The organism is Flavobacterium zhairuonense (assembly GCF_004352915.1).
Classification (GTDB): Bacteria; Bacteroidota; Bacteroidia; order Flavobacteriales; family Flavobacteriaceae; genus Flavobacterium; species Flavobacterium zhairuonense.
Window position 1 is genome coordinate 116,066 of the sequence record NZ_SJSY01000076.1, and the last position, 26,224, is coordinate 142,289.

Genomic DNA, 26,224 nt, shown 5'->3' on the forward strand with positions numbered 1-26,224 from the left:
ACCTAAGGAGTTTTTTTGTTTTTATTTCTCGCCATAAATGACCCAAGCACTAGAATCAATTATTACATTTCCATCAGGGAACTTTTCATTGACAATGATATAAGTTTCTTTTTTGATTTTTTCTCGTATTTCATCAGTAGTTGAACCTAGTGCGGCTACAATTGGCGCAGCTACTTCTGTCTGCATTTCCCAATAGCCATCAACAGTTTTGCAGTTCAATTTTCCAGCTACTTCTGTTTGAACAATATTTTTCAATCCAGCTTTGGTGAATAAATCAGAAATAAATCCGTCTTTGGCACAACGAAACATTCCAGGAGAGCCAGAAGGTGGTGGCGGAAGCTCCAAATTTCTGCTAATTGTCCCCATAGTTGCAGTAATCCAAAAGTTTTTTTCAGGACCATTCCAAACTGCTGTGGCAATTCTTCCTCCAGGTTTTAGAACACGAACCATTTCTTTGGCCGCCAATTCCATATCGGGAAAAAACATAAATCCGAAACGACAGCTAATAGCATCAAATGTATTATCTGGAAAAGGAAGCTCGCAAACATCACAAGTCATTGTTTGAACATTTTTAATTCCTCTTAAAGCTGCATTTTCACGAGCTATTTTCAACATATCATCAGCAAGATCGGTAAGTATGATTTTTCCATCTGTTAATTTGGCAGCAATCGTCAATCCAGGTTCCCCTGTGCCTGAAGCAATATCAAGAATATAATCAGTGGTTTTGGGATTTATTAATCGAATTATTTCATCTCCCATTGGTTTTAAAAAATCCATTACGATTTCATCCCATTTTTTCCAGCCTCCAGAAAATTTGTTCCAAGACTGTTTTTGCTGCTCGCGAATTTGTTCAAGGTGTGGTTCCATTTTCTTAAATTTTGATTCTATAATTGTTTTTTGCTTGTTCCAAAGTTAGAAAAGGGGCTAACTAGTTTATACCAATTCCGAAAACAAATAAAATGGGGAGAAATGAAGTTTTATTATGGTGTAAACCAATATTTTTGAACAAACAAATTTAAGAATTTTAAAAATACAATTTACTGGTTTTCAACTATATATTTTAAACCATTTCAATTAAAACTTAGCGTATCAATAAAAGAAAATCCTCCTAACTTTTAAATTATTAAAATGAAATGATTTTATTAGATTTGAGCATCCAAAATTTTTAATATTTATCAAATGAAATGGATTACGAGAGAACGCCCAAAAATAGACCGAATTGCTTGTCCTTGGCTAATTCGGAAATTTGTTGACCAAGAAGCCGAATTCATTTATGTTCCTTTTAATGTCGTTTTAGAAAAAGCAAAAGAATTAAATGCAATTCCGTTTGATATTCCAAATGTTGAATTTACGCACTACGATGATCAGAGCACATTTGATTATATTATCAAAAAATATGAAATCATTGATCCTGCAATCTCAATTATTGCAGGAATTGTTCGGGGAGCTGATACTGACCGACATGATATCGCAAAAGAATCGGCAGGACTTTGGGCGATCTCAGCTGGACTCTCTTATAATATTACGGATGATTATAAATTGCTAGAAACCGGAATGATTTTGTACGATGCATTATACAGCTGGGCAACGCATTTATACAAGCAAAATCATTTGCAAAATAGTCCTTTTGAAAATTTGCTTCATGAAGTTTACACTAAATTTCTAAAAGAAAAGAAAACTTCAACAAAAACACCATCTTGGGTTAAAGATTTAAAAGAAATTATTCAGGACCAAATTGACGCCCAATTTGCATTTGATTTAAAGAAAATCTCAAATGAATTGGATTTAAATCCATCGTATTTATCGCGAGAATTTTCAAAGCATTTTGAAGATTTAAATTTTGGCGAATATGTCAGGAAACTTCGTATTGAAAAAGCAATTCATCTTATTGGAAATTCATCTCATACTTTGACCGAAATAGCATACATGACAGGCTTTTCCGATCAAAGTCATTTTACAAGAATTTTTAAACAGCACACAGGAAAAAATCCTTCGGCTTATCGAAAAAAAGCAAAAAAGTAAACCAAATACAAAAGGTAAATTTGATTCTATTTTAAGAAAGCGCAAGCGATTAGTTTTGCTTTATAACCAAAACTAAAACAATGTATTTAAAATCAACTTTGCTTTTTGCAGTATTCCTTTCTAGTTATACTATTTTTTCTCAAACTGTTTATCCAAAAATTACAGGCTATTTTGGTATTATGCACCCAATAGCTACATTCAGTAAAGAAGAAACAACTGTAAATTTCAGAGACTATTATGCAGTTGGATTTCCAACAGGAATCAATATTTGGAAAAGCGAAAAGATAGGATTTTCGCTTGAATTTGTTCCAAACATCAAAGACGACAACGGAACAGATAAAGTAACAAATTTACTATTTCATCCAGGAGTTTTAGTGGCATTGGGAAAAGGCTACACTTTTGCAGGAAGAGCGGCTTTTGAAACTAGCGGAAGATACGGTTTCACTCCAGTTTTCAATAAGACTATAATTAAAAATAAAACTTGCAGTTATTATGTGGCGGTTCCTTTGCCGGTTCGTTTTGGCAATAATCATCCAAGCTCTTTTACTGTAGGTTTTCAATTTGGAATTGCTTTTTAAAATGGAAAAAACATCAAAATACAGCTTGTTGCAACTGACTCTTTATTTCCTAAAATTAGGAACTTCGGGATTTGGCGGTCCAGTCGCTTTAGTAGGCTATATGCACAAAGATTTAGTCGAAGATCGAAAGTGGATTTCGGAAGAGGAATACAAGCAAGGATTGGCACTAGCACAACTCGCGCCGGGTCCACTTGCAGCACAACTAGGGATTTACCTTGGTTTTGTTCATTATAGTTTTTTAGGAGCCACTTTAGCGGGTTTTGCCTTCATATTGCCTTCTTTTCTAATGGTACTTGCATTAGGTGTTATTTACCAATTGTATGGCGGTTTGTCTTGGATTCAGGCTGTGTTTTATGGCGTTGGCGCTTCTGTGGTAGGGATTATAGCATTGAGTTCTTACAAGCTTACGGTAAAATCTATTGGTAAATTCAATATAGAATCTTTTAGAACAAAATGGTTGCTTTGGCTTTTTTTTATCACCGCTACAATTATAACTTTTATAACTGAAAAGGAGCAAGTTTTACTTTTTATATTAGCAGGATTATTTTACATGATCATGACTGCTCCTCCAAAATGGTGGAATTTCAAAACCACAAATTCTCTGGTTTTATTTCAATTCGCATTATGGAATTCAGAAGGATCGACACTTGTAAAATTGGCTGTTTTTTTTACAAAAGCCGGTGCATTTGTTTTTGGAAGCGGATTAGCGATTGTTCCCTTTCTGCATTCGGGCGTGGTAGCCGAAAATCATTGGCTTACAGAACAGCAATTTCTTGATTCAGTTGCAGTAGCAATGATAACACCTGGACCTGTCGTTATTACAGTTGGATTTATCGGTTATTTGGTAGATGGATTTTCTGGTGCCTTAGTAGCTGCTTTGGCAACTTTTCTTCCTTGTTATTTATTCACGATTTTGTTGGCGCCATATTTTAAAAAAATTGCCGATAACAAATCGGTTAAAGCTTTTGTTGAAGGAATTACGGCTGTTGTAATTGGCGCTTTAGTTGGATCTGTTATTGTCATTGCTTCAAGAAGTATTATTGATGTTCCGACAGCATTAATTGCTGTTCTGACGATTGGAGCTTTGCTTTATTACAAAAAAATCCAAGAGCCTTATATCATTTTAATTGCCGGAATTATTGGCGTATTTATAAAATTGATTTAATTCAGAATCAGAGAAATCATTTTTTTCTAACCATAACTACCCAGTCTCTTTCTGTATTTTCTTCGACAAAATTTTCGATTTCATAAACTAATTCAAAGCCTAAACTCATCATTAAATCCAAAACCTCAGTTCGTGAAAGGCAGCCGTAATAAAATGATTCATCAAACATTTTATCTGTATGTTCGTCTTCTTGTTTTCCGTGAGTAAAAAGAAAATAACCACCAGATAACATCAAATCATAAATCTTAGGATAAATTTCTTTTTGACGTTCTTTTGGGAAATGAAAAAGAGAATCCCAAGCAATGATTCCGTTGAACTTTTCATTGGTTTCAAAGTCAAAAAAATCACTCACAAAGAATTCAGCATTTTTTATTGCAGCAGATTTAGCTGTTTCAATCATTTTCTCTGAAATATCAATTCCACATACTGATTGGTTTTTATCTGAAAAATATTTTGCAATAGGAAATCCTGTTCCGCAACCAATATCCAGAATATTGCTATTTGGTTTTACCTTTTCCAAAAAATCAAAAATAGGTCGATTTAAAGCCGAATTGTTTCTGACTTTTGCCCAATGATCTGCAATTTTGTTATAGGAGTTTTTATTTAATGATGCTTTTTCCATTCTTAATAATTCATTTTTAAATATAAGTACTATTTTTAACAAAAAACAAAGAAAATATGTATTAAAACCAGTACATTCGTATAAGCCAAATCAAAATTAAACCACACAAAAAAACAAAATTCTATGATAAAAAAAGTATTCTTTACGGCTCTAATAATTGGTTTTCTGTCCTTTACAAGTGACAATTCTGATGGAATAATCGAATTCAATTATCCAAAAAACAAACAAGCAGTTCTCTTAATGAAAACTGACCAATTTGAAAATTTTGAAAAAGAATGGCGAGGTGAAGATTACTATTATTTATCTAAAAGCGGAAAAGACAACATTATTTGTTCGGTTCTTTTTTATAAATTAAATAAACAAGAACAAAAGCAAATGGTTGACTCTTTTGATCCGACGGGACATACAACAAGCCCAATAATACCTTTTACCTATTTTTTGAATGGCAATTTATCAAAATATGAAAGAAACAACGACGCTTGGGGCGAACCAACAGATGATTTTATGTTTAGGCAAAATGACATTACTGAGTTTGAAGGAATTAAAACAAGGCAAAAACACATGTATGCTTATGCAATGTTTGGCAAAGATTTGTTTATAAATGTTCATTTGTCTAAAATCAATTATACAACACAAGATTCGATTACAATGAGAACGATATTAGTGAATTTGCAAAAGAAGAAATAGAATTTAAATAGTGAATTGAAATCTATATTTTTTTGCCAAATGACAAATTCACACTAAAAAGTTATGCTTAACTTTCATGCATGAAAGAATTAGTAAATTACATATTGCAGTTTGGAAATTTGAATCAGCAGCAAATTGATTTAATTTTATCAAAAGGAGAAGAAAGAGACATTCGCAAAGAGAACTATTTTGCAGAAGCAGGAAAAGTTGCAGCTGAAGTTGGTTTTATAATTGACGGAATAATGCGCGTTTGCTATTATGACAATAAAGGCGAAGAAATTACAAAATACTTTATTGAAGAAAATAATCTCGTTGTAGATTTAGAAAGTTTCGATAACGGCATTTGTTCGTCGTGTTATGTACAAGCAGTTACAGATTGCAAAATCATTGTTTTTTCAAAGAAAGATTGGCAGGAATTATTAGATACTATAATTGGCTGGGATACCATTGTCCATAAAATAATTTCGAAAGCTTTAATTCAGAAAGTTGCCAGAAGAAGCCCACTCGTTTCTGAAGATGCAACGACACGTTATTTGTCTTTTATGAAAATGTTCCCGAATGTCATCAATAGAATTCCGCTTTCTTATTTAGCTTCTTATCTCGGAATCACACAGTCTTCGTTAAGTCGGATTAGAAAAAATATTCGTTAAATTGTTTTTTTTGCCATTTGGCAAATGTTTCTATTTTTTAGGATTGCAACTTTGTATTAATAATTTTAAAACGACAAAAATGAAATCAGTATTAATAACAGGGGCAAACAGAAGCATTGGTTTAGAAATAGTTAAACAGCTTTCGAAAAAAGGATTATTTGTTTATTTAGGAAGTCGAAATCTTGAAAATGGAGAAAAAGTAACTGCTGAATTAGCTCAAAACGGATTTAAAAACGTGAAAGCGATCCAGATTGATGTTACAGATCAGGAAAGTGTTCTAAAAGCTAAAAATAGCATAGAAAAAGAACAAGGCAAACTCGATATTTTGATCAATAATGCTGGCATTTTAGGGGCAATGCCACAAAATTCTTCTACAACTTCGATTGAAAATTTACAAGAGACATTTGACACAAATTTTTTTGGAGTGATTAGAGTTACACAAACATTTCTTGATTTACTTAAAAAATCGGATAATCCAAGAATCAGCAATATTACATCTGGTCTTGGTTCACTAACTTTACACAGCGATCCATCGTGGAAATATTATCCATTTAAAGCAGTTTCATATGTTTCATCAAAAGCTGCTTTAAACGCTTTTACAGTTACTCTGGCTTTTGAATTGAAAGATCTTCCATTTAAAGTGAATTCAATTGATCCTGGCTATACGGCGACCGATTTTAATAACTTCAACGGACCAGGAAGCGTCGAAAGTGCCGCAAGCTTCATTATCAAACATACTTTGACAGATGAAAATGGCCCAACAGGAAAGTTTTTCAGTAATGATATTGAAGACCAAAGCGAAGAAAGTCCGTGGTAAATTAGAATTTACAAATAAAGGAAAAGCTCCAAAATCAATTGATCTTGGAGCTTTTTTATTGTCTTTTTATTATTTAAATCGGTTCCCAAAGTTCGATTTTATTGCCGTCAGCATCCATAATATGAACAAATTTGCCATAATCATAAGTTGCAATATCATCTAAAACAGTTACGCCATTTTCTTTCAATTTACTTATAAGGCCTTCAATATTTTGAACTCGATAATTGATCATAAACTCTTTTTTTGAAGGCGAAAAATAATCATCATTCTTTTTGAACGGACTCCATTGTAGCACTTCTTTTATTTCTGGATTATCCAAATTTCTAGATTCAAATGTCGAACCCCAGTCATTGACTTCCAGACCTAAATTTTTAGCATACCATTCTCTGGTTTCTTTTGGGTTTTCGGTAAAAAAGAAAATACCGCCAACGCCCGTCACTTTTGGAATCGTATTGTCATTTTGCTTATTTGAATCTTCCATAGCTTTTGGTTTTAAGATCTTAAATGTACTAAAAATGTGTGCTGTAAACAATTAAAGCTTTCTTAAATTGATTTGAACCCATTGTTACTTGTTGTAAATTAGCTAGATACGAAATTTAAAAGATAGGAATCATGAAAACATATCATATAATTGCCATATTGATTTTTGGTTTATCGCTATCGGCAAATGCTCAGAAAAAAATTGAAACTACAGAATTGCCAAAACCAGCTCAAGAATTTCTTCAACACTATTTTAGCTACACAACTGTAGTCAAAGCTCAAAAAGATGCTGAACATGGTGAAAAAGGGTATGAAGTCAAACTAAAAGATGGAACCGAAGTTGAATTTTGGAAAGATGGCTCGTATCGAGAAGTAGATGGAGGGAAAAATCCAATTCCGACAGATTTTATTCCGGCAAATATCAAAGATTATATTTCGAAAAATTATCCAAACGAAAAAATCACGCATATCGATTATGGACACAAAGATTTAGATGTTGATTTAACCAATTCTATTGATTTGGAATTTTCAAAAGATGGAAAAATTCTGAAGGACAAAAACAATAATATCAATTAAATTACGTTTTTAAAAGCACTGGAAAGCCTTATTTCTGGAGGTTTTTTCAAAAATATGAAGTATAAACTTTTTACACTTGTGTAAAGTTTACACAATCTTTTTTTAGCTAAAATTTGCTAAAACTCTCATTTTCAATTTTTAGTATTTGTGGCACAGCGCTTGTAAAATCGGTTAGAGTCGATTTCTTGTTTACTTGGTTTTGATCAGTTTTTAACTGAAAAACGAACAAGAAAATCAATTTAAAAGCCATTTTACGAATAAAGCAATAGCCCAAATGAAAAGTGAAACAATTACTTCAGAACAATTTTATACTTCTGATAAAACCCTCAGCACAAAAGAACAATCTAACAAAAGTTCAATTTTTAGTCCCAATACAAAATCCTTAAATCAAGCAACCGAAAAAACATATAGTCCGTTAGGTGTTATAGTACTTACTGGTACTTTTTTACTGATGCTAGGTGGTGCTTTTTTAGTGTACCAACTTCAATCTGATTTTGATCAATTTCAATTAGACCGGATAAATTCAAGTTGGGGATTTCCATTCTTAATCTTAGCAACCGTTTTATTCTTTTTCCAAACAGGTTCGTTTTTATATAATCTGTATTTGTATTTCAGATACAAACCAATTGAATCTGTTTCTGACGATTTATTGCCAACTTGCACCGTAATTGTTCCCGCTTATAACGAAGGAAAATTAGTATGGCAAACTTTAATGAGTCTTGCTGAAAGCGATTTCCCTCAGCAAAAGCTTCAATTGTTAGCCATTGATGATGGAAGCAAAGATGATACTTGGTACTGGATGCAACAAGCAAAAATAAAGCTTGGAGATCGTCTTGAAATTTACCAACAACCGGAAAACAAAGGAAAACGCCACGCATTATACCGCGGATTTGAACTAGGAATTGGTGAAGTTTTTGTAACTGTTGACAGTGATTCAATTGTAAAAAAAGATACGTTAAGAAATCTTGTAAGTCCGTTCGTTGTTGATAAAAAATGCGGTGCAGTAGCAGGAAATGTTCATGTTTTAAACAATAAAAAAGCTTTGTTGCCAAAAATGCTGAATGTAAGTTTTGTGATGAGTTTTGAATTCATGCGTTCTGCCGAAAGCATGTTGGGATCTGTATTATGCACGCCCGGCTCAGCGGCCGCGTATAGAAAAGATGCGGTATTTGTGTGTCTTCCAGAATGGATCAATCAAACTTTTATGGGACAACCATCAGATATTGGCGAGGATCGAGCAATGACTAATATGATTTTAAAGCAAGGACTACATGTTTTGTTCCAAAGAAATGCCCTCGTTTTGACAAATGTCCCAGAAGAGTACAAAGGCTTATACAAGATGTTTATAAGATGGGGAAGAAGCAATGTGCGTGAAAATATCATGATGGCACAATATGTTTTTAAAGATTTTAGAAATGAATCTAAATTTGGTGCCAGACTTTTATTTTTGAATCAGTCTTTAAAAATAATTATGTCATATCCTTTCTTATTATTTATGCTCTTTTTTATAGCAGTTCATCCAGTGCTGTTTTTTAGCTCAACGCTTTTAAGCATTATGATCGTATCTACTTTTTCAGTATTATTTTATGCTAAAAGATATAGTTTTTCGGATGCTTTTTGGGCGTATTCATATAGCATATTTTATACTTTCAGCTTATTCTGGATAACGCCTTATGCTATTGCAACAGCTAATAAAAAAGGGTGGCTGACACGTGGTTTATCTTAAATAACTTAAAGTTTTTGAAATACAAAAACCTTCAGAACCTTGCATTTTAGGCCCTGAAGGTTTTTATTTTTAATCTAACCCTGCAAATTTAAATGGCGCCGTAGCTTGAAAATTCATGGAAGATTCTCCAGAATAATTTTCATTATTGGCTAAACTTAGTTTTCGAACTTTAGCTTTCTCGCTAAAATCTAGTTTACTGAATTCCACCCAAACCACATTCGGATTTAAAACATTATCGAAATAATACACTAGATTTTTTTGATCTGCAACAGTTCTCCATCGCGTCGAGGATATATTTGGTTCTGTTGCTGAAGAAATTCCGAGTGGTACAGAACAATTCCTAATTACACCAAAAACACTGGCAAGCGCAGTTCTTGTATTATCTGTTTTCGGAATCGCATCAATGTAATAGTGAGCACGAACAAAACGATCGGCAGCTCTGTTGGTTCCAGGCAACATAATTGTTCCTGGAATACTTTTCCAATACGTATTTATTGCCAATTGCTCATCAAAAATAGGGGAGTTTGTCATCGCAACATAGCTTCTGTCATGATGAATAACCAATTTTCCATTTATGTATTCAAAAATCGCATTATCTCCAGAAGCATCAGAAATCGACAAGTGTACCGTTGCAAAAATATCTGTTCCAGGAATATGCGACGATGTTACCGTAAAGTCATTTTTCCCTAAAGCATTTACAGCTTCAGAAACCGTAGAAAAATTATCCAAAACATATTGAAGCCACAATGAAACCGCCAAGCCTTTTGTTTTGCCGTTTTTCTCAAATTGGGGATAAACAGATTCAACAAGCCATAATAAATTTCCAACTAAACCTTTTTCATTCATTCCGTCAGACGAAGCAATATCCCAAGAACTTGTTACAACGCTTCCGTACTTTGATTTCCATTTAACTGAATTATTCCCTGCTTCGCCAAACCTTTCCATTCCTCTTGGAAAAACCCATAAATTAGCTGGTATTTCACCTCTCCAGTCCATTGAACGTGCTGTAAGAATTGTGCCATTCAGTCCTTGATAAACAATTCTTGTACAAGCGAAAATTTTTCCATTATAAATTATTGTGCTTAAAAAAGCAAAAACGATCAAAATTCTATTTTTTGTCTTCATACAGCTAACTTTTACATTATTATAAACTAATGTCGATAAACAAAAAAACTCCTAAAGTTTGAGATCATTTAGGAGTTTAGATTTTCTTATGTGGTTATTGTTTATTGCGAGTCAAGGAAACTTAAATCTTTTTAAGAGTCAATTTCACTTCTTCAGCCTCTAAAATTAATTCGTCTTTGGTGATTGTGCTTACACAAGGCCATGGAGTGCCTGTTTCGTCTTTAATTACAAGACTTTTCCCTTTTTTAGTTAAAGCATAAGTACCATCTGTCATCTCTCTTAGTAAAAAACCTGTTACATGACCATCTTCAGTAAAAGTCAATTGACCATTAGTAAGAATTACATTTTTCAATGAATCAGAAAGTGGTTTTTTATTTGCTTCAACAGCAGTAACTTTCCAAGAACTTACTAATTCATTTCTTTTTGCTTTATTGCAAGAAAGAATTAATACTGCAGATAATAAAATTCCGAAGATAAATAATTTAGATTTTTTCATAATTCTGTGATTAAAAAATTAGACAGGAAAAGTTACAAAAAAAAACAATATTTAACATCTTTGTAATCAAATATTTAAATTCGTTTGGAAAGCCTTGAATCTACTAGGGATTTCCATTTTAACAAATGACAATTTATTAATTTCTAAATTATCTAGGCTTGTCTCAAATCGCAAATTTTAATTCAGCGTAAGCTCTCCAAGAATCTCTTCATACAAAAATGGCCCACCAGGATATGTGGCAGTATAATCCAGATTCATCCAGACTTGGCCGCGCTCATCGATATGATAATGAATAGTTTTGCCGTAACTTTCTTTTACAAAAAGCACATTTTTTATGAGATAATTTACTTTTTCCAAATCAATCATAGAACCAATCAATATTTCTGGATAAATATGGCCTTTTGTATGAATAAGACGTGGAGTGCCACCAATTGCACGGATTGCTGCTGCCATTAATATCGAATGATCGTCACAATCTCCAGAAAAATATTCTAGTGATTCACTTGCCGTTGCAATATAATCGCCGTCTTTCGGGTCATTTACATAATTCCAGCGTCCATTGATTTCTTTAAACACAGCAAAACACTGAATAATAGTTCTGTAATCTGAATATCCTCTAATTCCTTTAAAATGCTTATTGGCACTCATAATGGCGAAATTGCGCACTTTTGGATTTTGATATTCGATTGCATTTATAATTTTTGATCGATTTGGGAAAGGAAGCAATTTTGCTACAATAATATCTTGCGGATAAGGATTGTCAGACATGGTATAAATCATCGAATTATAATCTTCAGATATTTCGCTGAAACCATAATTCCCAATTACAGTACCATAAAATAATACCAGCAAATAAACTGCGACACAAAGAATAATTATAGTTCTAAGCAGCATCAGTAAAAAGAATATTACTGCAAAAACAAATATAAAAATGAAGACGCGATCTAAATTGAAAGCCCAATTTAAATCGCGGAGATTTTGATGCAGAATGATGAAAATCGGAATCGTTATCAAAAGACTCAACAGCATAATAATAATCCTGTCATACGGCGATTTTACCTGTAATTTGGATTTTAATTGCGGGAAGTCAATTTTAGGGAAATTCATCATAAAAAATCAAAGCAGTTTTTACAGCGCTTTTACCGTTTCAACAAAAGTACTTTTTTTATCAATAATTCCGAGATCAAATAATTGATTTTGAATTTTGATAAAAGCTTTTTCGCTCAAATGCTTTTGTGACCACTGTGTCAGTTTCAACCACTCGCGTATATCTTCTTTTTTTTGCTTAAAAAGTTCTGCTAATGTTTTGTCAATATTCGGAATTTGAGCAAAATCCTGCGTTGTTTTGTTGATTACTTCAAGTATTTTCTCCATCACTTTTGGATTTTTTTTCAAAAATTCGTCGCGTACCGCAATTACAAACGATGGCCATGGAGTAGGGCAATCGCCAACACGTCTAAAAATGCCTTTATCAACAAGAGGTTTTGTCATAAAACGTTCCCACATAAAATAATCTGCGGTCCCATTTGTTAAAGCTTCAACAGCGCCATCAATTGTGTTGATGATCTCAAATTTCAATTCGTCTTGTTTCCAGCCTTGTTCAGCAGCATTTACGTATGCCATCAGTTGTGAACCTGATCCAATTCTAGAAATCGCTACTTTTTTGTTTTCTAAATCCTTTACAGTCTGAAAATCTGATTTTGCGGCAACATGGATTCCCCAAATTAAAGGAGATTGCACATAAATCTGAACAATTTTGCTTGGATTTCCTGCCAAAATATCTTTGACAATTCCTTCGGTCAATATTACAGCTATATCAGCATCACCGTCACGCAGCATTTGGCACATTTTGCCCGTTCCTTCGGGAATATCCTTCCATTGCAAATCAATATTTTCAGCCTCAAACTCGCCATTTTCAATGCATAAATGCCATGGCAAGTTGAAGTGTTCAGGAACACCCACAATGTTTACGGTTTTCATTACAGTTTTAAGTTTAAGTTAAGTTTGGTATGCGTATCCTTAAGTTTGTTTGTTTAGTTTTTCAATAAATCAGTCCGATGTTTGTCTGAAAGACAGGGCTCAGCATATTCTATTATTTCTTGGGCTTCATATTCATTCAAAATACTTCGTACTAACGAATAATCAACATCGCGAACTATTTCGACAGCAAATAAAGTTTCATTTAAGCCTTCGGATTGGCAATTAATCGCTTTTAATTTTTCTCTTATGATTTCCTGATCAAAACCTTTTTCTAAAATTAAGACCTGAACAATTGAATTACCCGAGTTTTCAATTGTTTCCTTATATACAAAACGATTTTCTTTTTCGTCAAATTCAGCGTAAAATAAATCTTCTGTTGCAATAAGAGGCCCAAAAAATGGAATATTATCCAATTTAAAAAGGCCTTTTTCTAAATCTATAATTTCAGCCCACATGGTTTCTGAAACATTGTCTTCTAAATAATCGCTGTAGTATTTAAAAAGTATTTTTTTGTGTGTTTCTGTCATTCTTTAATCTGAAATTTTTTTACTATCCCGATCCCTTGCTAATTTCGGCAATGGTTTCGAATTATCTAATTATCAAATTGACTAATTATCTAATGGTCTAATTTTTCTATTCTATTTCGCTTATTTCAGCTTTTAATGGTGATATAACAATTCTGTATCCATCCGGATCTTGAATCATTTTTCCGTTTTCATTCCAAAATGGATTTGCTGCAGTTATAGTTGAAATATTATGATGTTCGATTTTGCTTATCAAGTTATTATAGTCTAAAATTGATTTTGGATAAAGCACAACAACATCATCTTCATCAAAGGTATGTTTGGCTTTGTTATTTGATTGCGTAAATTCAAAATGCCATTCTAAACCTGATTTGCCAATAAAAATACCGTTGTAATTATTATGATTTTGAAACTCTCCCAATTGTTCAAAACCCAGAACATTTACATAAAAATCTTCAATTTTCTTTAAATCATCGGTGTGACGCGCAACTCTTAAAAACATATATTTTAGGATTTTATCTGATTGATATGATGTTCTAAATGTTCTACATAATCGGTCATAAGAAACCTTAAGTCGATTATAGATTCGTCGCTTAATACAATTTTATAATCTAAAGCCTTCTCATCAACAGATTTCATGATTCTCAAGATTTGCTTATTGAGTACAAACCATAATTTGATTAGTTCATCAATATCCATTATTTGATACTGATTCAAATTTACCAAATCCATTTGATTATAGGGCCTGTGCTTATAAGGTTTCTCTATATAATTGATTTCTGTAAAGCGTACTAAATTATGAATAGCTGAATCCACCAAATGCCCTAAAATTTCTTTTCTTGACCATTTTCCTGGCTTTTTCTCTTGTAAAACATTTTGACTAATTTCGGGAAAATAGTTCACATTTTCCTTTAATAATATTTCAAATTTAAGAATAGCATCTTCCATGAACTATTTATTTTTTTGAATTGATTAAAACAATTACCAAATTATCTCATTGACAAATCTTCTAATTATTTTTGCGCCAGTTTGTTCAATGTATAAGCAATAAGCTCATCTACAGCTTTATAAGGATCTTCACTAAAAGTTCCAGATGCACGATTCGCAATAATTGCATTTAATGATAACGCATTATGTCCTAAAAGTGCAGAAAGGCCATAAATAGCAGCAGTTTCCATTTCTAAATTAGTGATTTTTGTTCCGTCAAAATCGAAGTTATCCATTTTGTTGTTTAATTCTTCATCTTGGATATTCAAACGCAAAACACGTCCTTGAGGCCCGTAAAAACCGCCGGCAGTTGCAGTAATTCCTTTAAAAATTCGATCCGATTCAATGAATTTCTCTAATTCTTCTGAACACGCAATTGCATAAGGTCTTCCTTTTCTAATATCCCAATTGGTATGCGTAATAAATGCGTCTTCAATGGCAGCATTTGAAACATCATCGATCAAATAGGAGCGAAGCATATTGTCAAGCCCAAGTCCAAATTTTGACATTACAAAGCTGTCAACAGGAATATCTTCCTGCAGAGAGCCTGAAGTTCCAATTCTGATAATATTCAACGAAGTCAGCTTTTCTTTCGGCGTTCGTGTTTCTAAATCGATATTTACCAAAGCATCTAATTCATTCAAAACAATATCGATATTATCTGGGCCAATTCCGGTTGAAATTACTGAAAGACGTTTTCCTTTATAAATTCCCGTTTGAGTCTTAAACTCCCTTTTTTGCGTTGAAAATTCAATCGAATCAAAAAATTGAGTGATTTTTTCTACTCTATTTTGATCTCCAACAAATATGATGTCGTGTGCAATATGTTCAGGACGAAGGTTCAAATGGTAAACACTTCCGTCTGGGTTAAGTATTAATTCTGAGTTTTGTATCATTTTTTTTAGATGCTAAGGTTCTGAGTGGCTAAGATTCTAAGTTTTTTTTCAGATTCACATAACTTGAAACCTGAAACTTTAAACTTTTAGCCTCCTACACGTTTTGTTTTAAATCCTTTTTCTTTTAAGATTGCCATGATTTTATCGCGATAATCACCTTGAATAATGATTGAATCGTCTTTAAAAGTTCCGCCAACGCTAAGTTTTGTTTTGATTTCTTTGGCTAAGATTTTAAAATCTTCGTCTGACCCTTCATAACCTTCAATAATTGTGGTTGCTTTTCCTTTGCGTTTCTCAAATTTACAAATCATTGGCTCTTTTTGAACATATAATACATGCTCTTTGGCCTGAATTTCTTCGGGTTCATTTGATTCAACGTGATCAGGAAATAAGTTTTTTAATTGATCTTTAAAGTCCATAATTTTATTATTCTAAAAAAATAAATTCCAACTATAAAAGTATTTAAAAATTAAATTCCAAACTCCAATAAAGCTTGGAATTTGGAATTTTAATATTGAAATCTATTTAAGTTTTTATTTTTTGATTAAACCTAAATCTACTAAACGTTCGTATAAATAATCTCCAGCTGTGATATCTTCAAATTTCTTAGGATTCTCAGCATCAATGCAATTTTCCAAACAATCCAATCGCATATCACTCACTGGATGCATGAAAAACGGAACAGAATAACGAGACGTTCCCCATAATTCTCTTGGCGGATTTACTACTTGGTGAATCGTTGATTTTAATTTATTGTTTGTATGTCTTGACAACATGTCTCCAACATTGATAACTAATTCATCATCAGCTGCAATAGCATCAATCCATTCACCGTCATGATTTTGAACTTGCAATCCTTTTCCTTGCGCTCCCATCAACAACGTAATCAAGTTGATATCACCATGCGCCGCTGCACGAATGGCATTTTCTGGCTCAGAAGTAATAGGAGGATAGTGGATTGGTCTTAAAATAGAGTTTCCTTCTTTTGCATATTGATCAAAATAAAACTCATCTAAACCTAAATGTAAAGCTAAAGCTCTCAGCACATAAACACCTGTTTTTTCAAGCATTTGGTATGCATCTTTACCTACTTCATTAAAGCGAGGCAATTCTTTTACTTCAACATTGTCTGGGTATTCTGAAGCCCATCTTGAATCTTTGTCAACGTATTGGCCAAAATGCCAAAATTCTTTCAAATCTCCTTCTTTGCGTCCTTTAGCATGTTCTTTTCCAAAAGATACATAACCTCTTTGTCCGCCAATACCAGGAATTTCATAATTATGCTTAGTTTCTATTGGCAAAGCGAAAAATTTTCTAATTTCGCTATAAAGCTCGTCTACCAATTGGTCATCTAAGAAATGACCTTTTAAGGCTACGAAGCCAATGTTTTCAAATGCACTGCCGATTTCATTTACAAATTTTTGTTTACGTTTCGGGTCGTCCGAAAGGAAATCACGTAAGTCTACACTAGGAATGTTTTGCATACTTTACATTTTTTATTTAAAGATGAAAGGTGTCGAAAAACCTTTCAGAAACAAAGGTAGAGAATATTTTAGAATTGAATTTTAAAAGTTATATAAAAATTGAAATTTTATAACAAAAGCAAATAAAATTGTTATATTTTTCTATATTTGAAATCATAAAAAAAATAAACCAATGATCTTTTACAGAGAAAACCTAACTGACGCTCAATTATTAGACTTATATAAGAAAATTTTAAAACCTCGATTAATCGAAGAAAAAATGCTGATTCTGATTCGTCAGGGCAAAGTGTCAAAATGGTTTTCTGGAATTGGGCAAGAAGCTATTGCTGTTGGAGTTACATCAGTTTTGGATGAATCAGAATATGTATTGCCAATGCACCGAAATCTTGGTGTTTTTACTACGCGAAATATTCCGCTTCACCGCTTATTCTCGCAATGGCAAGGGAAAGCAAACGGTTTTACTAAAGGAAGAGACCGCAGTTTTCACTTTGGAACTCAGGAATATAAAATAATCGGTATGATTTCGCATTTGGGACCACAATTAGGAATCGCAGACGGAATTGCATTAGCCGATAAACTTCAGAATAATAAAAAAGTAACTGCCGTTTTTACGGGAGAAGGCGCAACCAGTGAAGGCGATTTTCACGAAGCTTTAAATATTGCAGCTGTTTGGAAATTGCCTGTAATGTTTGTTATTGAAAATAACGGCTACGGACTTTCGACACCAACAAACGAGCAATATTTATGCGAAAATCTTGCGGATAAAGGCATTGGTTACGGAATCGAAAGCCACGTTATTGACGGAAATAACATATTGGAAGTTTACAACAAACTTTCTCAACTGAAAAGAGAAATGCAGGAGAATCCGCACCCTGTATTATTGGAATTCAAAACTTTTAGAATGCGTGGGCATGAAGAGGCGAGTGGTACCAAATATGTTCCGCAAGAACTAATGGATGAATGGGCTGTTAAAGATCCTGTAACAAATTATAGAAAATATTTGACCGAAACAGGAGTTTTGACAGCTGAATTTGACGAACAGCTTCACAACGAAATCAAACAAGAAATCGATGAAAATTTAGCTATCGCAAATACCGAACCAGAGATTATCCCAACTTATAGTGGAGAATTAAATGATGTTTATAAAGATTTTGACTATGAGGAATATACTCATAGTGAAGAAGTAAAAAATATTCGTTTTATAGATGCTATTCGAAACAGTTTAGAACAATCTATGTGGCGCAATAAAAACTTAGTCATTATGGGGCAAGACATTGCCGAATATGGCGGTGCTTTTAAGATTACAGAAGGATTTGTAGATGCTTTTGGAAAAGAACGAATTCGCAATACGCCAATTTGCGAAAGTGCTGTGGTTTCAGCTGGAATGGGGTTGTCAATCAACGGCTATAAAGCGATTGTAGAAATGCAATTTGCTGATTTCGTCTCAACTGGCTTCAATCCGATTGTAAATTTATTGGCAAAATCACATTACCGTTGGGGAGAAAATGCAGATGTTGTTGTCCGTATGCCTTGTGGCGGAGGAACTCAGGCCGGACCTTTTCATTCGCAAACAAACGAAGCTTGGTTTACTAAAACTCCAGGTTTAAAAGTAGTTTATCCTGCATTCCCTTATGATGCAAAAGGACTACTCAATACTTCTATAAATGACCCAAATCCTGTATTGTTTTTTGAACACAAGCAATTATATAGAAGTGTTTATCAAGATGTTCCAACGGATTATTATACACTTCCTTTAGGAAAAGCCTCTTTGATCAAAGAAGGAAATTCGGTGACTATTATTGCTTTCGGAGCAACGGTTCACTGGGCTTTAGACACTTTAGAAAAGAATCCACAAATTGATGCTGATTTAATTGATTTGAGGACGCTTCAACCTCTTGATACTGAAGCTATTTTTGCTTCTGTTAAAAAGACCGGAAAAGCTATAATTTATCAAGAAGACACTATGTTTGGCGGTATTGCGAGTGATATTTCGGCTTTGATCGTAGAAAACTGTTTTGAATTTTTAGATGGCCCTGTAAAAAGAGTTGCTAGTTTAGATTCTCCTATTCCGTTTACAAAAGCTTTGGAAGATCAGTTTTTGGCGAAAGATCGTTTTGAGGAGACATTACTGGATTTATTGAAATATTAATCAACTAAGAATAACTACTCAACACATAGAATCATAGAATTTCGATGTGAATAAGAAAACAAAAAGAAACTTAGTTTCTAACACATAGCTATGTTTATTAATTAAAGCGAAGCGCCTTTTACAGGTTTACAAAATCTATGATTCTATGTGTTAAATAATTAGGCTTAGTTAGATATGCATGCAACAACTTGTTGTTTTGAAGAAAGAACATTTTTTCTATCTTTAAAACCAACTTAAACCCAAACTATGAAAAAACTGCTTATTCCTATTATTGCTGTTTCATTGCTTATTTCCTGCAATAAAAACAGCAAAACAACTGTTGATAAAAACTTAGATCGAAAATTCGACAAGTACAAAGACAATTTTGTCATTGAGTTATGGAAAATCTATCCAGGCTGGGCTTCTGGTGTAGGATATCATAAATTAGACAGCGTCTTGGTTGTGCCAGATTCAAATGCAAAAAAAGTAGAACTTGATTTTGCTAATGCGCAACTAGATTCTTTAAAACATTATGACATTGAGAGTCTTTCAGACAATAACAAAACCGACTTTCAAATGATTAAAAATCAGCTTGAAGGTGCGATTTTCAGTATAAACGAATTAAAATCAGCTGAGTGGAATCCCGCAGAATATAATGTCTGTGGTTCTTTCGCAGAAATTCTAAACGGAAAATATGATGCTGCAGATGTTCGTCTTCATGCCTTTAACATCAAAATGAACAATATTCCTGCTTATTACGAAGCAGCAAAAAAGAATATTAAAAACCCAACTATTGAGCATACAGATCTTGCAATTTCCCAAAATATTGGAGGATCAACTGTTTTTGAAGGAGAATTGAATGATGCTTTAAGCAAAAGCAAATTGAGCGAAACCGAGAAAAAAGAAATACAAGAAAAGGCGAAAGTTTCTGTAAAAGCTATTAAAGATTATGCAGAATGGTTGAAAAACTTACCGAATAAAACGCCTCGTTCTTTTAGATTAGGAGCCGATTTATATGCTAAAAAATTCAACGTAGACATTCAATCCAGCTATTCTGCTGATGAAATCTATAAAATTGCTGTTGACCACAAAAATGATCTTCACGATAAAATGTTTGTTTTAGCAGATAAGCTTTGGAAAAAATACAACGGAAATGCACCAAAACCTGCTGACAAACTAGATCTAATAAAACAAGTGATTGATAAAATTTCGCTTCATCATACAACGCCAGAGAAATTCCAATCAGAAATTGAGAAACAGATTCCGGAACTTACAGCTTATGTAAAAGCGAAAGATTTATTGTATATCGATCCGTCCAAACCATTGGTTGTACGTAAAGAACCTGCATATATGGCAGGTGTTGCAGGCGCTTCGATTTCTGCCCCAGGACCTTACGACAAAAATGCAAATACGTATTACAACGTTGGAAGCATGTCTGGCTGGACTGCCGAAAATGCTGAAAGCTATTTGAGAGAATACAACGATTATATTCTTCAGATTTTAAATATCCATGAAGCAATTCCGGGACATTACACACAATTGGTTTACAGCAATCAGTCGCCAAGCATTATAAAATCAATTTTAGGAAATGGCGCAATGGTTGAAGGCTGGGCAGTTTATGCTGAAAAAATGATGCTGGAAAGCGGTTATAAAAATTCTGATGAAATGTGGTTGATGTATTATAAATGGAATTTGAGAACGACTTGCAACACTATTTTAGACAACAGTGTTCATACTAAAGAAATGTCTAAAGAAGAAGCCATGATTTTGCTTACTAGAGAAGCTTTTCAACAACAAGCTGAAGCAGAAGGGAAGTGGAAACGCGTAACTTTATCTCAAGTTCAATTGTGTTCTTATTTTACAGGATACACAGAAATTTATAATTTAAGAGAAGAATTGAAAAAACAAGAAGGCGATAAATTCAACTTGAAAAAGTTTCATGAAAAGTTTTTAAGTTTTGGAAGCGCTCCGGTTAAATATATTAAAGAATTAATGCTTTCTGAAGAGTAATATTTGCAGTTATTTAATAGAAAAAGGCTTGATAGGATTTATTTCTTATCAAGCCTTTTTTCATTTTTACATTTTGAGTGAATTTAAAAGATCAATCAAATAGACAATCTTGTCATTTCGAGGAACGAGACTCGAGCGATAGCGAACAGGCGAAGCAAATCTCCGCAAGAAACTCGACAAAGTAATGTCATTTCGACTGAAAGGAGAAATCACACAAGAAATTCGGCAAAGCGAATCGCCAATCTTTGTAGAGATACTGGTGTGATTTCTCTCCCGAAGCCTCGGGATCGAAATGACAAATTGAGTTGATGATTGAAAATTTAAATAACAACTACCAATCGTTTTCCGTCAGAAACTTCTTTTGCCCACATTTCTTCAATATCCGAAAGATTTCCTGTTTCGATATTGACCTTTAATTTATCCTCAGCTGCCAAAAGAAACATTTCTGGAAGTATTTCTGAAAATAATAATTTCACTTCATCTTTTGACCAACTTCCTAAACCGGAACCTGATAATTGAAGATCTACGCTTCTCAAAATTCCTGATGACAATTGAATGCTGTCGCCAGCCATTCCGCCAATGGTTACATATCTTATTTTATTGGTAAATGATCCGTTTCCTTTTAAGACTGAAAGAATCAATTCAGCAGGATGTCCCCATAAATAATCCAAAATAATATCAATTGGTGTGTTTTGATGAATTTCTGTTAATTGAGAAATAAAAGTATCGTCGTTTTGTTTTAATGAAATTGTTTCATCAGCACCCAATTCTTTTAGATTTTGAAGTGTTTTTTCGTTTCTTCCGGTAACGATTATCTTTTTTGCACCATAATGTTTTGCAATCTGAATTGCCATTTGGCCCGTAAATCCCGTTGCTCCGTTGATCAAAACAGTGTCGCCAGCTTTTATATTGGCACGAAATCGCAAAGCCATTGCTGAACCTGCAACCGCATTAGGAAGCGAAGCTGCAACTGCATCGCTAATTCCATCAGGAAGCGGTACAAATATGTTTTTATCAATAATTGTTTTCTCTGCCATAGTACCAGTAACGCCACGAGCATAAACTTTAGTTCCGTTTTCAAGTACCCCAACACAATCACTTCCAACTACAAAACCATTTTCATTCTTGTTTTCTGAAGTATAATGCTTACCGGAAGCTTTCCCTTTATCCAGATTTGTAATCCCAACGGCTTTTACTGAAATTACAATTTGATTCTCATTTTGAACAATTGGTTCTGCAAATTCTGCATATTTAGGCATTTCGCCTTTTGTATAAACTACTGCTGCTTTCATAATATTAAATTTTATGAGGCAAAGTTCAGAACTCTGTTTTGGGCAGACGATAACATTTGTTATCAAATAAAAAATCAGTCTTTTTTATGGAGCAATTTACTTTTGATTCGGCTTAAATGAACTGTGCTTACGCCAAGATAAGAGGCAATGTAATGTTGTGGGACACGTTGTACAATTTGAGGCTTTTCTTTAATTAAATCAAGATAACGTTGAGTAGGGGAGTCTTTTATAAAAGAAAAAAAGTGTTTCATGTAATCAAATGTTCTTTGAAAAAGCATATTGATTAACCGATCTCTTAGTTCTGGAATTTCTTTAATTTCTTCTAAAATTTTATCGACATCTTTTTTGCTGATCCACCATAAAACGGAAGGTTCAATAGTTTCAACCACAACCGGACTCGGAAATTGTTTCATGAAACTTTCAATTGAAGCCACACTTTGATTTTCGAAAAAAAACTGTGAAGTCAAATCTTTTCCGTTATTGTTAAACCAAACTCTGATACAGCCTTTTTCAATTATAAAAAGCTTTTTCGAAATTTCGCCTTCTTCTATAAGAATTGTTTTGGCTGGAACGTCAATACGATTAAAACAACCTGTATATTCAATCCATTTTTCATCGGGTAAAGGGAAGTTATTTCGGAATTGAATAAACATTTTAGACAATTTTAAGTTCTTTTGCTAAAGCGAGATTTGTTGTAACAAGCAAATTGTCACTCATACTGTAAAGTTTATTTTGTTCTGAATCTTTAAGTTCAGAAGCACTTAAAATTATCATTTTTTCATTTTCTGTTTGAAGTAAAAAAGTCTGCGGATAGATATGGATTTTTTTATTGGTTCTATCAATATTTGAAGAAAAAACTTTTTCCCAGTTTATTTTAAAATCAACAATTTTATGACCAATCAAGTTAATCCATTTTTCCTCATTAGAAACGTCCCATTTTTGTTCATAGTTATTAGGAGTTTCTCTTAAATCAATTTCCTTTGATGAAAGTCCGTAACTAAAAAATGTATTATCCCAAAAGATATGTATTGTCTTGTTATTAGTTTGAAAATAAATAGAATAATCTAAAGTATCAATATCCGAGTATTTTGTAAAATAAGACGGTTCTAAAGGATTTTCATTATTCTCATAATGAATTTCTCCATAAATAACTCTCTCAATTATCTCTCCAACAATCATTTTACGACAATTATTTTCAAAAACAATATGTTCACCAGTTAAAATCATTTCTAATGTATATTAATTCGATTCCACCTCAAACAACTGCACTTGACTTTTCAATCTGTCAATCAATAAATTCATCATTCTTTTATTCAAGCTTGAAGAATTCTGAATATAGGTTTCGTATTCCTCAAGCGTAAAAAGAGCCATTACAATTCCTTTTAATGAATTACGGAATTTAATATCTTTTTGGATGGAATTTTCAATGGTCTGTAGTTTCTTCTCAACAGAATAAGAATAAAAATCAGCCTTGTTTTTATTTACGTAATTAATAAAAACGGCTATGAACAAATCGTTTTGAAGTTTTAAAATAGGCCTAATCGTCTGATTTTGAAAAATCTCATCTGCAGAAGATTGAGCACTTACAGTTCCTAAAGTTTCGCCTCTGAATTCTCTTAAAAAAATGTCTCTAGCTTCCATGTGTTTTTCTTTAAATTTAGGAAAAAATCAAATACAAAATAGCCTATTTTTGTTTTTTAATAAAAAAAGAATGAACCATATAAGCGATAAAAAAGTTTATAAGTTTTTCTTTAATCGAGCTTAAATTACTTATATAATGAATACCACCATAATGAATAAAATAGCTGTAATTTTTCTTTTCTTGGTTTCGATTTTGATTGTTTCTTGCAATTCAAAAGAAGACAAAGAAGAGTATCGCGAATTTACTTACCGAGCAATTCATCAAAAAGACACTGCTATATTGACGCTTAATATCAATGATAAGCGTTTTTTTGGCCGATATGAAATCCTATATCATCAAATTGGAAAAGACTCAGGTGATGTAAGGGGAGATATTAAAGGAGACACCTTGAGAGGTGATTATCATTTTATTTCAAATGGAGGAAGCTGGAAAAGAATTCCTTTAGCATTACTCAAAAAAGATAAAAAACTAATTTTAGGAAACGGAGTAATCGGGACATATATGAGTCTTCCGTGTTTTATTCAAGGAACATTGAATTATAATGATCCTTTATTTGTTTTTGACGAGATTAAGAAATAGTTTTTTTTTCAAGTTTCAAGTTGACTTAACCGCAAAGAACGCAAGGTTTTTACACACTTAACTTAATAAAAACGCAAAGTTCGCAAAGCTTTTGTAAAACTTTGCGAACTTTGCGTAAATCTTTGCGTTCTTTGCGGTTAAAAATAAACTCTACTCTAAATTTCCAATCTTAGAAGGAAGTTCAAAAATTTCAAGATCAAAATATTCTACAGAAGCCATAACATGGTCAAAAATATCAGCCATGATGTATTCGTAATTTGCCCAACGCTTATCACTTGAAAAAGCATAAATTTCCAACGGAACTCCATGCGCAGTTGATTGTAGTTGGCGACACATGATATGCATATCTTTATTCAATCCAGGATGCGTTACCAGATATTGCATAATATATTTTCGGAACAAACCTAAATTGGTCATATTTCGACCGTTAAGAGCAAGTGTTTTATCAACTCCTCTAAGATCGTTGTATTTTTCAATTTCGGCTTGTCTTGTCTCGATATAAGATGAAATCAATTGTACTTTTCTCATTTGAGCCAAATCTTCATCCGTCAAAAAACGAATCGTGCTGCTTTTTATCAAAATGTGTCTTTTGATTCGGCGTCCAGCAGATTTTTGCATACCGCGCCAGTTTTGAAACGAATCAGAACTTAAAGCATAAGTTGGAATTGTTGTAATGGTATTATCAAAGTTTCGAACTTTTACTGTTGTCAAATTGATTTCGATAACATCTCCGTCGGCACCAAATTTATCCATTGTAATCCAGTCGCCAATTCGCACCATATCGTTAATGGCAACTTGAACACTTGAAACAAATCCAAGAATGGTATCTCTAAAAATCAAGATAATAATTGCTGAAAGCGTTCCTAAAATGGTCAGCAATTCGCCCTTTTTTATTCCGAATAAAGTCGAAATAATCATGGCAACTCCAAAAATCCAAAGTACAATCATGATAACCTGAACGAAACTATCAATAGGTTTGTCGCTGTATTCTGGTTTTTGCTTTAAATAATCACGTAGCGAATTAAATACGGTTCTTACAATCCATAATCCCAACAATACAATGTAGATTCCTACGATTTTTCCGAAAATAGATTCCCAATATTCGTATTTGTCTAAAATTACAGGAACCGCCTTGTAAATAAAGAAAAACGGAATCAAATACGCCGTATATCGCGTTGTTTTGTTCTGAATTAAATAATCGTCAAATTTGGTTTTGGTGCGTTGTGCGAAAATAGCTGTCAGCGTAACCAAAACGAATTTGGCCACATAATAAATAACATAGGCTAATGCCACCAAAATGGCAATATTAAGGATAAGACTGGTGTATGACGCCACATTACGACTCATTCCCCAATCTCTGAAAATCGGATATAAAAAATTAAATATTTTATCCAAAAGCTTATGCATTATTCTCTAAATATTTCTTTTCAATATAAAAAGTTCCGAAAGGAATAAGAGAAGCAACTAAAATGATTCCGAAAGTTTTCGCATCCCAATTCATTGACTTTTTTAATAAAAAAGCAAGAATAATATATCCTATAAATAAAACACCATGTGTCATTCCCAACGGACGCAATAATGTATGATAAAGTTCAGGATTATTGGTTTTTATGAAAAGCATATTAGCAAATAATACTAAATAAGATATTCCCTCTAAAATGGCAGTAACTTTAAAAATCTTGAGCATATAGATGTATTTTTTGAATTTATGGAAGCAAAATTAAGTATTAGTATTGGTTTTTAGGTTATGTGTCAGAA

30 protein-coding genes are annotated in these 26,224 nt (G+C 33.0%); 11 read left to right on the plus strand and 19 right to left on the minus strand.

Annotation, left to right across the window (positions count from 1 at the left end; all coding sequences use genetic code 11):
* Positions 1-21: 21 nt before the first annotated feature.
* The gene (locus tag EYY60_RS19585) at positions 22-867 is read right to left on the minus strand and encodes a class I SAM-dependent methyltransferase (protein ID WP_132990973.1); all 846 of its coding nucleotides are present in this window, start codon (positions 865-867) and stop codon (positions 22-24) included.
* Positions 868-1,179: 312 nt separating this feature from the next.
* Between EYY60_RS19585 and EYY60_RS19590 the strand changes: the two genes are divergently transcribed.
* From EYY60_RS19590 to EYY60_RS19600, 3 genes are all read left to right on the plus strand, one after another.
* Positions 1,180-2,022, plus strand: a complete 843-nt coding sequence (locus EYY60_RS19590) for a chromate resistance protein ChrB domain-containing protein (protein ID WP_132990974.1) — start codon at positions 1,180-1,182, stop codon at positions 2,020-2,022.
* 80 nt (positions 2,023-2,102) lie between these two features.
* Positions 2,103-2,600 (plus strand): hypothetical protein, encoded by a 498-nt coding sequence (locus tag EYY60_RS19595; protein WP_132990975.1) that lies wholly within the window; start codon positions 2,103-2,105, stop codon positions 2,598-2,600.
* A 1-nt stretch (position 2,601) separates the two neighbouring features.
* Positions 2,602-3,765 carry a chromate transporter gene (locus tag EYY60_RS19600; RefSeq protein ID WP_132990976.1) on the plus strand — a complete coding sequence of 388 codons (1,164 nt, stop codon included), beginning with the start codon at positions 2,602-2,604 and terminating at the stop codon, positions 3,763-3,765.
* 16 nt (positions 3,766-3,781) lie between these two features.
* Here EYY60_RS19600 and EYY60_RS19605 read toward each other — a convergent pair whose 3' ends face one another.
* Positions 3,782-4,387, minus strand: coding sequence for a class I SAM-dependent DNA methyltransferase (locus EYY60_RS19605; RefSeq protein ID WP_132990977.1), 606 nt, complete (start codon positions 4,385-4,387; stop codon positions 3,782-3,784).
* 123 nt (positions 4,388-4,510) lie between these two features.
* Between EYY60_RS19605 and EYY60_RS19610 the strand changes: the two genes are divergently transcribed.
* The 3 genes from EYY60_RS19610 (at position 4,511) to EYY60_RS19620 (ending at position 6,541) form a co-directional block, all read left to right on the plus strand.
* Entirely contained in the window at positions 4,511-5,074 is a 564-nt protein-coding gene (locus EYY60_RS19610; protein WP_132990978.1) for a hypothetical protein, read from the plus strand.
* 80 nt (positions 5,075-5,154) lie between these two features.
* Positions 5,155-5,724, plus strand: a complete 570-nt coding sequence (locus tag EYY60_RS19615; RefSeq protein WP_132990979.1) for a Crp/Fnr family transcriptional regulator — start codon at positions 5,155-5,157, stop codon at positions 5,722-5,724.
* Between the two features lie 79 nt (positions 5,725-5,803).
* Positions 5,804-6,541 (plus strand): SDR family oxidoreductase, encoded by a 738-nt coding sequence (locus EYY60_RS19620; protein ID WP_132990980.1) that lies wholly within the window; start codon positions 5,804-5,806, stop codon positions 6,539-6,541.
* Positions 6,542-6,614: 73 nt separating this feature from the next.
* Here the strand turns inward: EYY60_RS19620 and EYY60_RS19625 are convergent, their stop codons facing one another.
* Positions 6,615-7,022 carry a VOC family protein gene (locus tag EYY60_RS19625; protein ID WP_132990981.1) on the minus strand — a complete coding sequence of 136 codons (408 nt, stop codon included), beginning with the start codon at positions 7,020-7,022 and terminating at the stop codon, positions 6,615-6,617.
* Between the two features lie 131 nt (positions 7,023-7,153).
* Between EYY60_RS19625 and EYY60_RS19630 the strand changes: the two genes are divergently transcribed.
* Both EYY60_RS19630 and EYY60_RS19635 read left to right on the plus strand, forming a co-directional pair.
* The gene (locus EYY60_RS19630; RefSeq protein ID WP_132990982.1) at positions 7,154-7,597 is read left to right on the plus strand and encodes a PepSY-like domain-containing protein; all 444 of its coding nucleotides are present in this window, start codon (positions 7,154-7,156) and stop codon (positions 7,595-7,597) included.
* 274 nt (positions 7,598-7,871) lie between these two features.
* Positions 7,872-9,323 (plus strand): glycosyltransferase, encoded by a 1,452-nt coding sequence (locus tag EYY60_RS19635; protein WP_132990983.1) that lies wholly within the window; start codon positions 7,872-7,874, stop codon positions 9,321-9,323.
* 69 nt (positions 9,324-9,392) lie between these two features.
* On the opposite strand, the gene EYY60_RS19640 is transcribed toward EYY60_RS19635, so the two are convergent.
* From EYY60_RS19640 to EYY60_RS19685, 10 genes are all read right to left on the minus strand, one after another.
* Positions 9,393-10,448, minus strand: a complete 1,056-nt coding sequence (locus EYY60_RS19640) for a linear amide C-N hydrolase (RefSeq protein WP_132990984.1) — start codon at positions 10,446-10,448, stop codon at positions 9,393-9,395.
* 121 nt (positions 10,449-10,569) lie between these two features.
* Positions 10,570-10,944 (minus strand): hypothetical protein, encoded by a 375-nt coding sequence (locus EYY60_RS19645; RefSeq protein WP_132990985.1) that lies wholly within the window; start codon positions 10,942-10,944, stop codon positions 10,570-10,572.
* A gap of 177 nt (positions 10,945-11,121) precedes the next feature.
* A complete protein-coding gene (locus EYY60_RS19650) occupies positions 11,122-12,054 on the minus strand; it encodes a transglutaminase (protein WP_132990986.1) in 933 nt (310 codons plus the stop codon).
* Between the two features lie 18 nt (positions 12,055-12,072).
* Complete coding sequence (locus EYY60_RS19655; protein WP_132990987.1) at positions 12,073-12,924, minus strand: substrate-binding domain-containing protein; 852 nt, start codon at positions 12,922-12,924, stop codon at positions 12,073-12,075.
* A gap of 53 nt (positions 12,925-12,977) precedes the next feature.
* Positions 12,978-13,451 (minus strand): DUF4265 domain-containing protein, encoded by a 474-nt coding sequence (locus EYY60_RS19660; protein ID WP_132990988.1) that lies wholly within the window; start codon positions 13,449-13,451, stop codon positions 12,978-12,980.
* 106 nt (positions 13,452-13,557) lie between these two features.
* Positions 13,558-13,950, minus strand: coding sequence for a VOC family protein (locus tag EYY60_RS19665; protein ID WP_132990989.1), 393 nt, complete (start codon positions 13,948-13,950; stop codon positions 13,558-13,560).
* Positions 13,951-13,955: 5 nt separating this feature from the next.
* Positions 13,956-14,396 carry a DinB family protein gene (locus tag EYY60_RS19670; RefSeq protein ID WP_132990990.1) on the minus strand — a complete coding sequence of 147 codons (441 nt, stop codon included), beginning with the start codon at positions 14,394-14,396 and terminating at the stop codon, positions 13,956-13,958.
* A 65-nt stretch (positions 14,397-14,461) separates the two neighbouring features.
* Complete coding sequence (locus tag EYY60_RS19675) at positions 14,462-15,331, minus strand: nucleoside phosphorylase (protein ID WP_132990991.1); 870 nt, start codon at positions 15,329-15,331, stop codon at positions 14,462-14,464.
* An 86-nt stretch (positions 15,332-15,417) separates the two neighbouring features.
* Entirely contained in the window at positions 15,418-15,750 is a 333-nt protein-coding gene (locus tag EYY60_RS19680; RefSeq protein ID WP_132990992.1) for a translation initiation factor, read from the minus strand.
* A 114-nt stretch (positions 15,751-15,864) separates the two neighbouring features.
* On the minus strand, positions 15,865-16,815 hold the full coding sequence (locus tag EYY60_RS19685) for an isopenicillin N synthase family dioxygenase (protein WP_132990993.1): 951 nt from the start codon (positions 16,813-16,815) through the stop codon (positions 15,865-15,867).
* 172 nt (positions 16,816-16,987) lie between these two features.
* Here EYY60_RS19685 and EYY60_RS19690 point away from each other — a divergent pair, with 172 nt between their 5' ends.
* Both EYY60_RS19690 and EYY60_RS19695 read left to right on the plus strand, forming a co-directional pair.
* A complete protein-coding gene (locus tag EYY60_RS19690; RefSeq protein WP_132990994.1) occupies positions 16,988-18,964 on the plus strand; it encodes an alpha-ketoacid dehydrogenase subunit alpha/beta in 1,977 nt (658 codons plus the stop codon).
* Positions 18,965-19,210: 246 nt separating this feature from the next.
* Positions 19,211-20,953 (plus strand): DUF885 domain-containing protein, encoded by a 1,743-nt coding sequence (locus tag EYY60_RS19695; protein WP_132990995.1) that lies wholly within the window; start codon positions 19,211-19,213, stop codon positions 20,951-20,953.
* Positions 20,954-21,273: 320 nt separating this feature from the next.
* On the opposite strand, the gene EYY60_RS19700 is transcribed toward EYY60_RS19695, so the two are convergent.
* From EYY60_RS19700 to EYY60_RS19715, 4 genes are all read right to left on the minus strand, one after another.
* A complete protein-coding gene (locus EYY60_RS19700; RefSeq protein WP_132990996.1) occupies positions 21,274-22,245 on the minus strand; it encodes a quinone oxidoreductase family protein in 972 nt (323 codons plus the stop codon).
* A gap of 74 nt (positions 22,246-22,319) precedes the next feature.
* Positions 22,320-22,898, minus strand: coding sequence for a Crp/Fnr family transcriptional regulator (locus EYY60_RS19705; RefSeq protein ID WP_132990997.1), 579 nt, complete (start codon positions 22,896-22,898; stop codon positions 22,320-22,322).
* Position 22,899: 1 nt separating this feature from the next.
* Positions 22,900-23,472 (minus strand): hypothetical protein, encoded by a 573-nt coding sequence (locus EYY60_RS19710; protein ID WP_132990998.1) that lies wholly within the window; start codon positions 23,470-23,472, stop codon positions 22,900-22,902.
* Positions 23,473-23,484: 12 nt separating this feature from the next.
* On the minus strand, positions 23,485-23,886 hold the full coding sequence (locus EYY60_RS19715) for a glyoxalase (RefSeq protein WP_132990999.1): 402 nt from the start codon (positions 23,884-23,886) through the stop codon (positions 23,485-23,487).
* Between the two features lie 136 nt (positions 23,887-24,022).
* On the opposite strand from EYY60_RS19715, the gene EYY60_RS19720 reads away from it, so the two are divergent.
* Positions 24,023-24,466: a hypothetical protein gene (locus EYY60_RS19720; protein WP_235832366.1), complete on the plus strand. Its 444-nt coding sequence runs from the start codon at positions 24,023-24,025 to the stop codon at positions 24,464-24,466.
* A 150-nt stretch (positions 24,467-24,616) separates the two neighbouring features.
* Here EYY60_RS19720 and EYY60_RS19725 read toward each other — a convergent pair whose 3' ends face one another.
* Complete coding sequence (locus EYY60_RS19725; RefSeq protein WP_132991000.1) at positions 24,617-25,873, minus strand: mechanosensitive ion channel family protein; 1,257 nt, start codon at positions 25,871-25,873, stop codon at positions 24,617-24,619.
* Positions 25,866-26,153, minus strand: coding sequence for a DUF3817 domain-containing protein (locus EYY60_RS19730; protein ID WP_132991001.1), 288 nt, complete (start codon positions 26,151-26,153; stop codon positions 25,866-25,868). Before EYY60_RS19730 ends, EYY60_RS19725 begins: the two co-directional genes overlap by 8 nt.
* Positions 26,154-26,224: the final 71 nt, after the last annotated feature.

Coding starts and splice junctions, on each gene's coding strand:
- EYY60_RS19625 (WP_132990981.1), bottom strand. CDS start 7,022: ATGGAAGATTCAAATAAGCAAAATGACAATACGATTCCAAAAGTGACG.
- EYY60_RS19710 (WP_132990998.1), bottom strand. CDS start 23,472: ATGATTTTAACTGGTGAACATATTGTTTTTGAAAATAATTGTCGTAAA.
- EYY60_RS19620 (WP_132990980.1), top strand. CDS start 5,804: ATGAAATCAGTATTAATAACAGGGGCAAACAGAAGCATTGGTTTAGAA.
- EYY60_RS19675 (WP_132990991.1), bottom strand. CDS start 15,331: ATGATACAAAACTCAGAATTAATACTTAACCCAGACGGAAGTGTTTAC.
- EYY60_RS19665 (WP_132990989.1), bottom strand. CDS start 13,950: ATGTTTTTAAGAGTTGCGCGTCACACCGATGATTTAAAGAAAATTGAA.
- EYY60_RS19685 (WP_132990993.1), bottom strand. CDS start 16,815: ATGCAAAACATTCCTAGTGTAGACTTACGTGATTTCCTTTCGGACGAC.
- EYY60_RS19590 (WP_132990974.1), top strand. CDS start 1,180: ATGAAATGGATTACGAGAGAACGCCCAAAAATAGACCGAATTGCTTGT.
- EYY60_RS19640 (WP_132990984.1), bottom strand. CDS start 10,448: ATGAAGACAAAAAATAGAATTTTGATCGTTTTTGCTTTTTTAAGCACA.
- EYY60_RS19650 (WP_132990986.1), bottom strand. CDS start 12,054: ATGATGAATTTCCCTAAAATTGACTTCCCGCAATTAAAATCCAAATTA.
- EYY60_RS19730 (WP_132991001.1), bottom strand. CDS start 26,153: ATGCTCAAGATTTTTAAAGTTACTGCCATTTTAGAGGGAATATCTTAT.
- EYY60_RS19630 (WP_132990982.1), top strand. CDS start 7,154: ATGAAAACATATCATATAATTGCCATATTGATTTTTGGTTTATCGCTA.
- EYY60_RS19600 (WP_132990976.1), top strand. CDS start 2,602: ATGGAAAAAACATCAAAATACAGCTTGTTGCAACTGACTCTTTATTTC.
- EYY60_RS19680 (WP_132990992.1), bottom strand. CDS start 15,750: ATGGACTTTAAAGATCAATTAAAAAACTTATTTCCTGATCACGTTGAA.
- EYY60_RS19720 (WP_235832366.1), top strand. CDS start 24,023: ATGAATACCACCATAATGAATAAAATAGCTGTAATTTTTCTTTTCTTG.
- EYY60_RS19635 (WP_132990983.1), top strand. CDS start 7,872: ATGAAAAGTGAAACAATTACTTCAGAACAATTTTATACTTCTGATAAA.
- EYY60_RS19655 (WP_132990987.1), bottom strand. CDS start 12,924: ATGAAAACCGTAAACATTGTGGGTGTTCCTGAACACTTCAACTTGCCA.
- EYY60_RS19690 (WP_132990994.1), top strand. CDS start 16,988: ATGATCTTTTACAGAGAAAACCTAACTGACGCTCAATTATTAGACTTA.
- EYY60_RS19660 (WP_132990988.1), bottom strand. CDS start 13,451: ATGACAGAAACACACAAAAAAATACTTTTTAAATACTACAGCGATTAT.
- EYY60_RS19700 (WP_132990996.1), bottom strand. CDS start 22,245: ATGAAAGCAGCAGTAGTTTATACAAAAGGCGAAATGCCTAAATATGCA.
- EYY60_RS19610 (WP_132990978.1), top strand. CDS start 4,511: ATGATAAAAAAAGTATTCTTTACGGCTCTAATAATTGGTTTTCTGTCC.
- EYY60_RS19585 (WP_132990973.1), bottom strand. CDS start 867: ATGGAACCACACCTTGAACAAATTCGCGAGCAGCAAAAACAGTCTTGG.
- EYY60_RS19715 (WP_132990999.1), bottom strand. CDS start 23,886: ATGGAAGCTAGAGACATTTTTTTAAGAGAATTCAGAGGCGAAACTTTA.
- EYY60_RS19595 (WP_132990975.1), top strand. CDS start 2,103: ATGTATTTAAAATCAACTTTGCTTTTTGCAGTATTCCTTTCTAGTTAT.
- EYY60_RS19705 (WP_132990997.1), bottom strand. CDS start 22,898: ATGTTTATTCAATTCCGAAATAACTTCCCTTTACCCGATGAAAAATGG.
- EYY60_RS19615 (WP_132990979.1), top strand. CDS start 5,155: ATGAAAGAATTAGTAAATTACATATTGCAGTTTGGAAATTTGAATCAG.
- EYY60_RS19670 (WP_132990990.1), bottom strand. CDS start 14,396: ATGGAAGATGCTATTCTTAAATTTGAAATATTATTAAAGGAAAATGTG.
- EYY60_RS19725 (WP_132991000.1), bottom strand. CDS start 25,873: ATGCATAAGCTTTTGGATAAAATATTTAATTTTTTATATCCGATTTTC.
- EYY60_RS19645 (WP_132990985.1), bottom strand. CDS start 10,944: ATGAAAAAATCTAAATTATTTATCTTCGGAATTTTATTATCTGCAGTA.
- EYY60_RS19695 (WP_132990995.1), top strand. CDS start 19,211: ATGAAAAAACTGCTTATTCCTATTATTGCTGTTTCATTGCTTATTTCC.
- EYY60_RS19605 (WP_132990977.1), bottom strand. CDS start 4,387: ATGGAAAAAGCATCATTAAATAAAAACTCCTATAACAAAATTGCAGAT.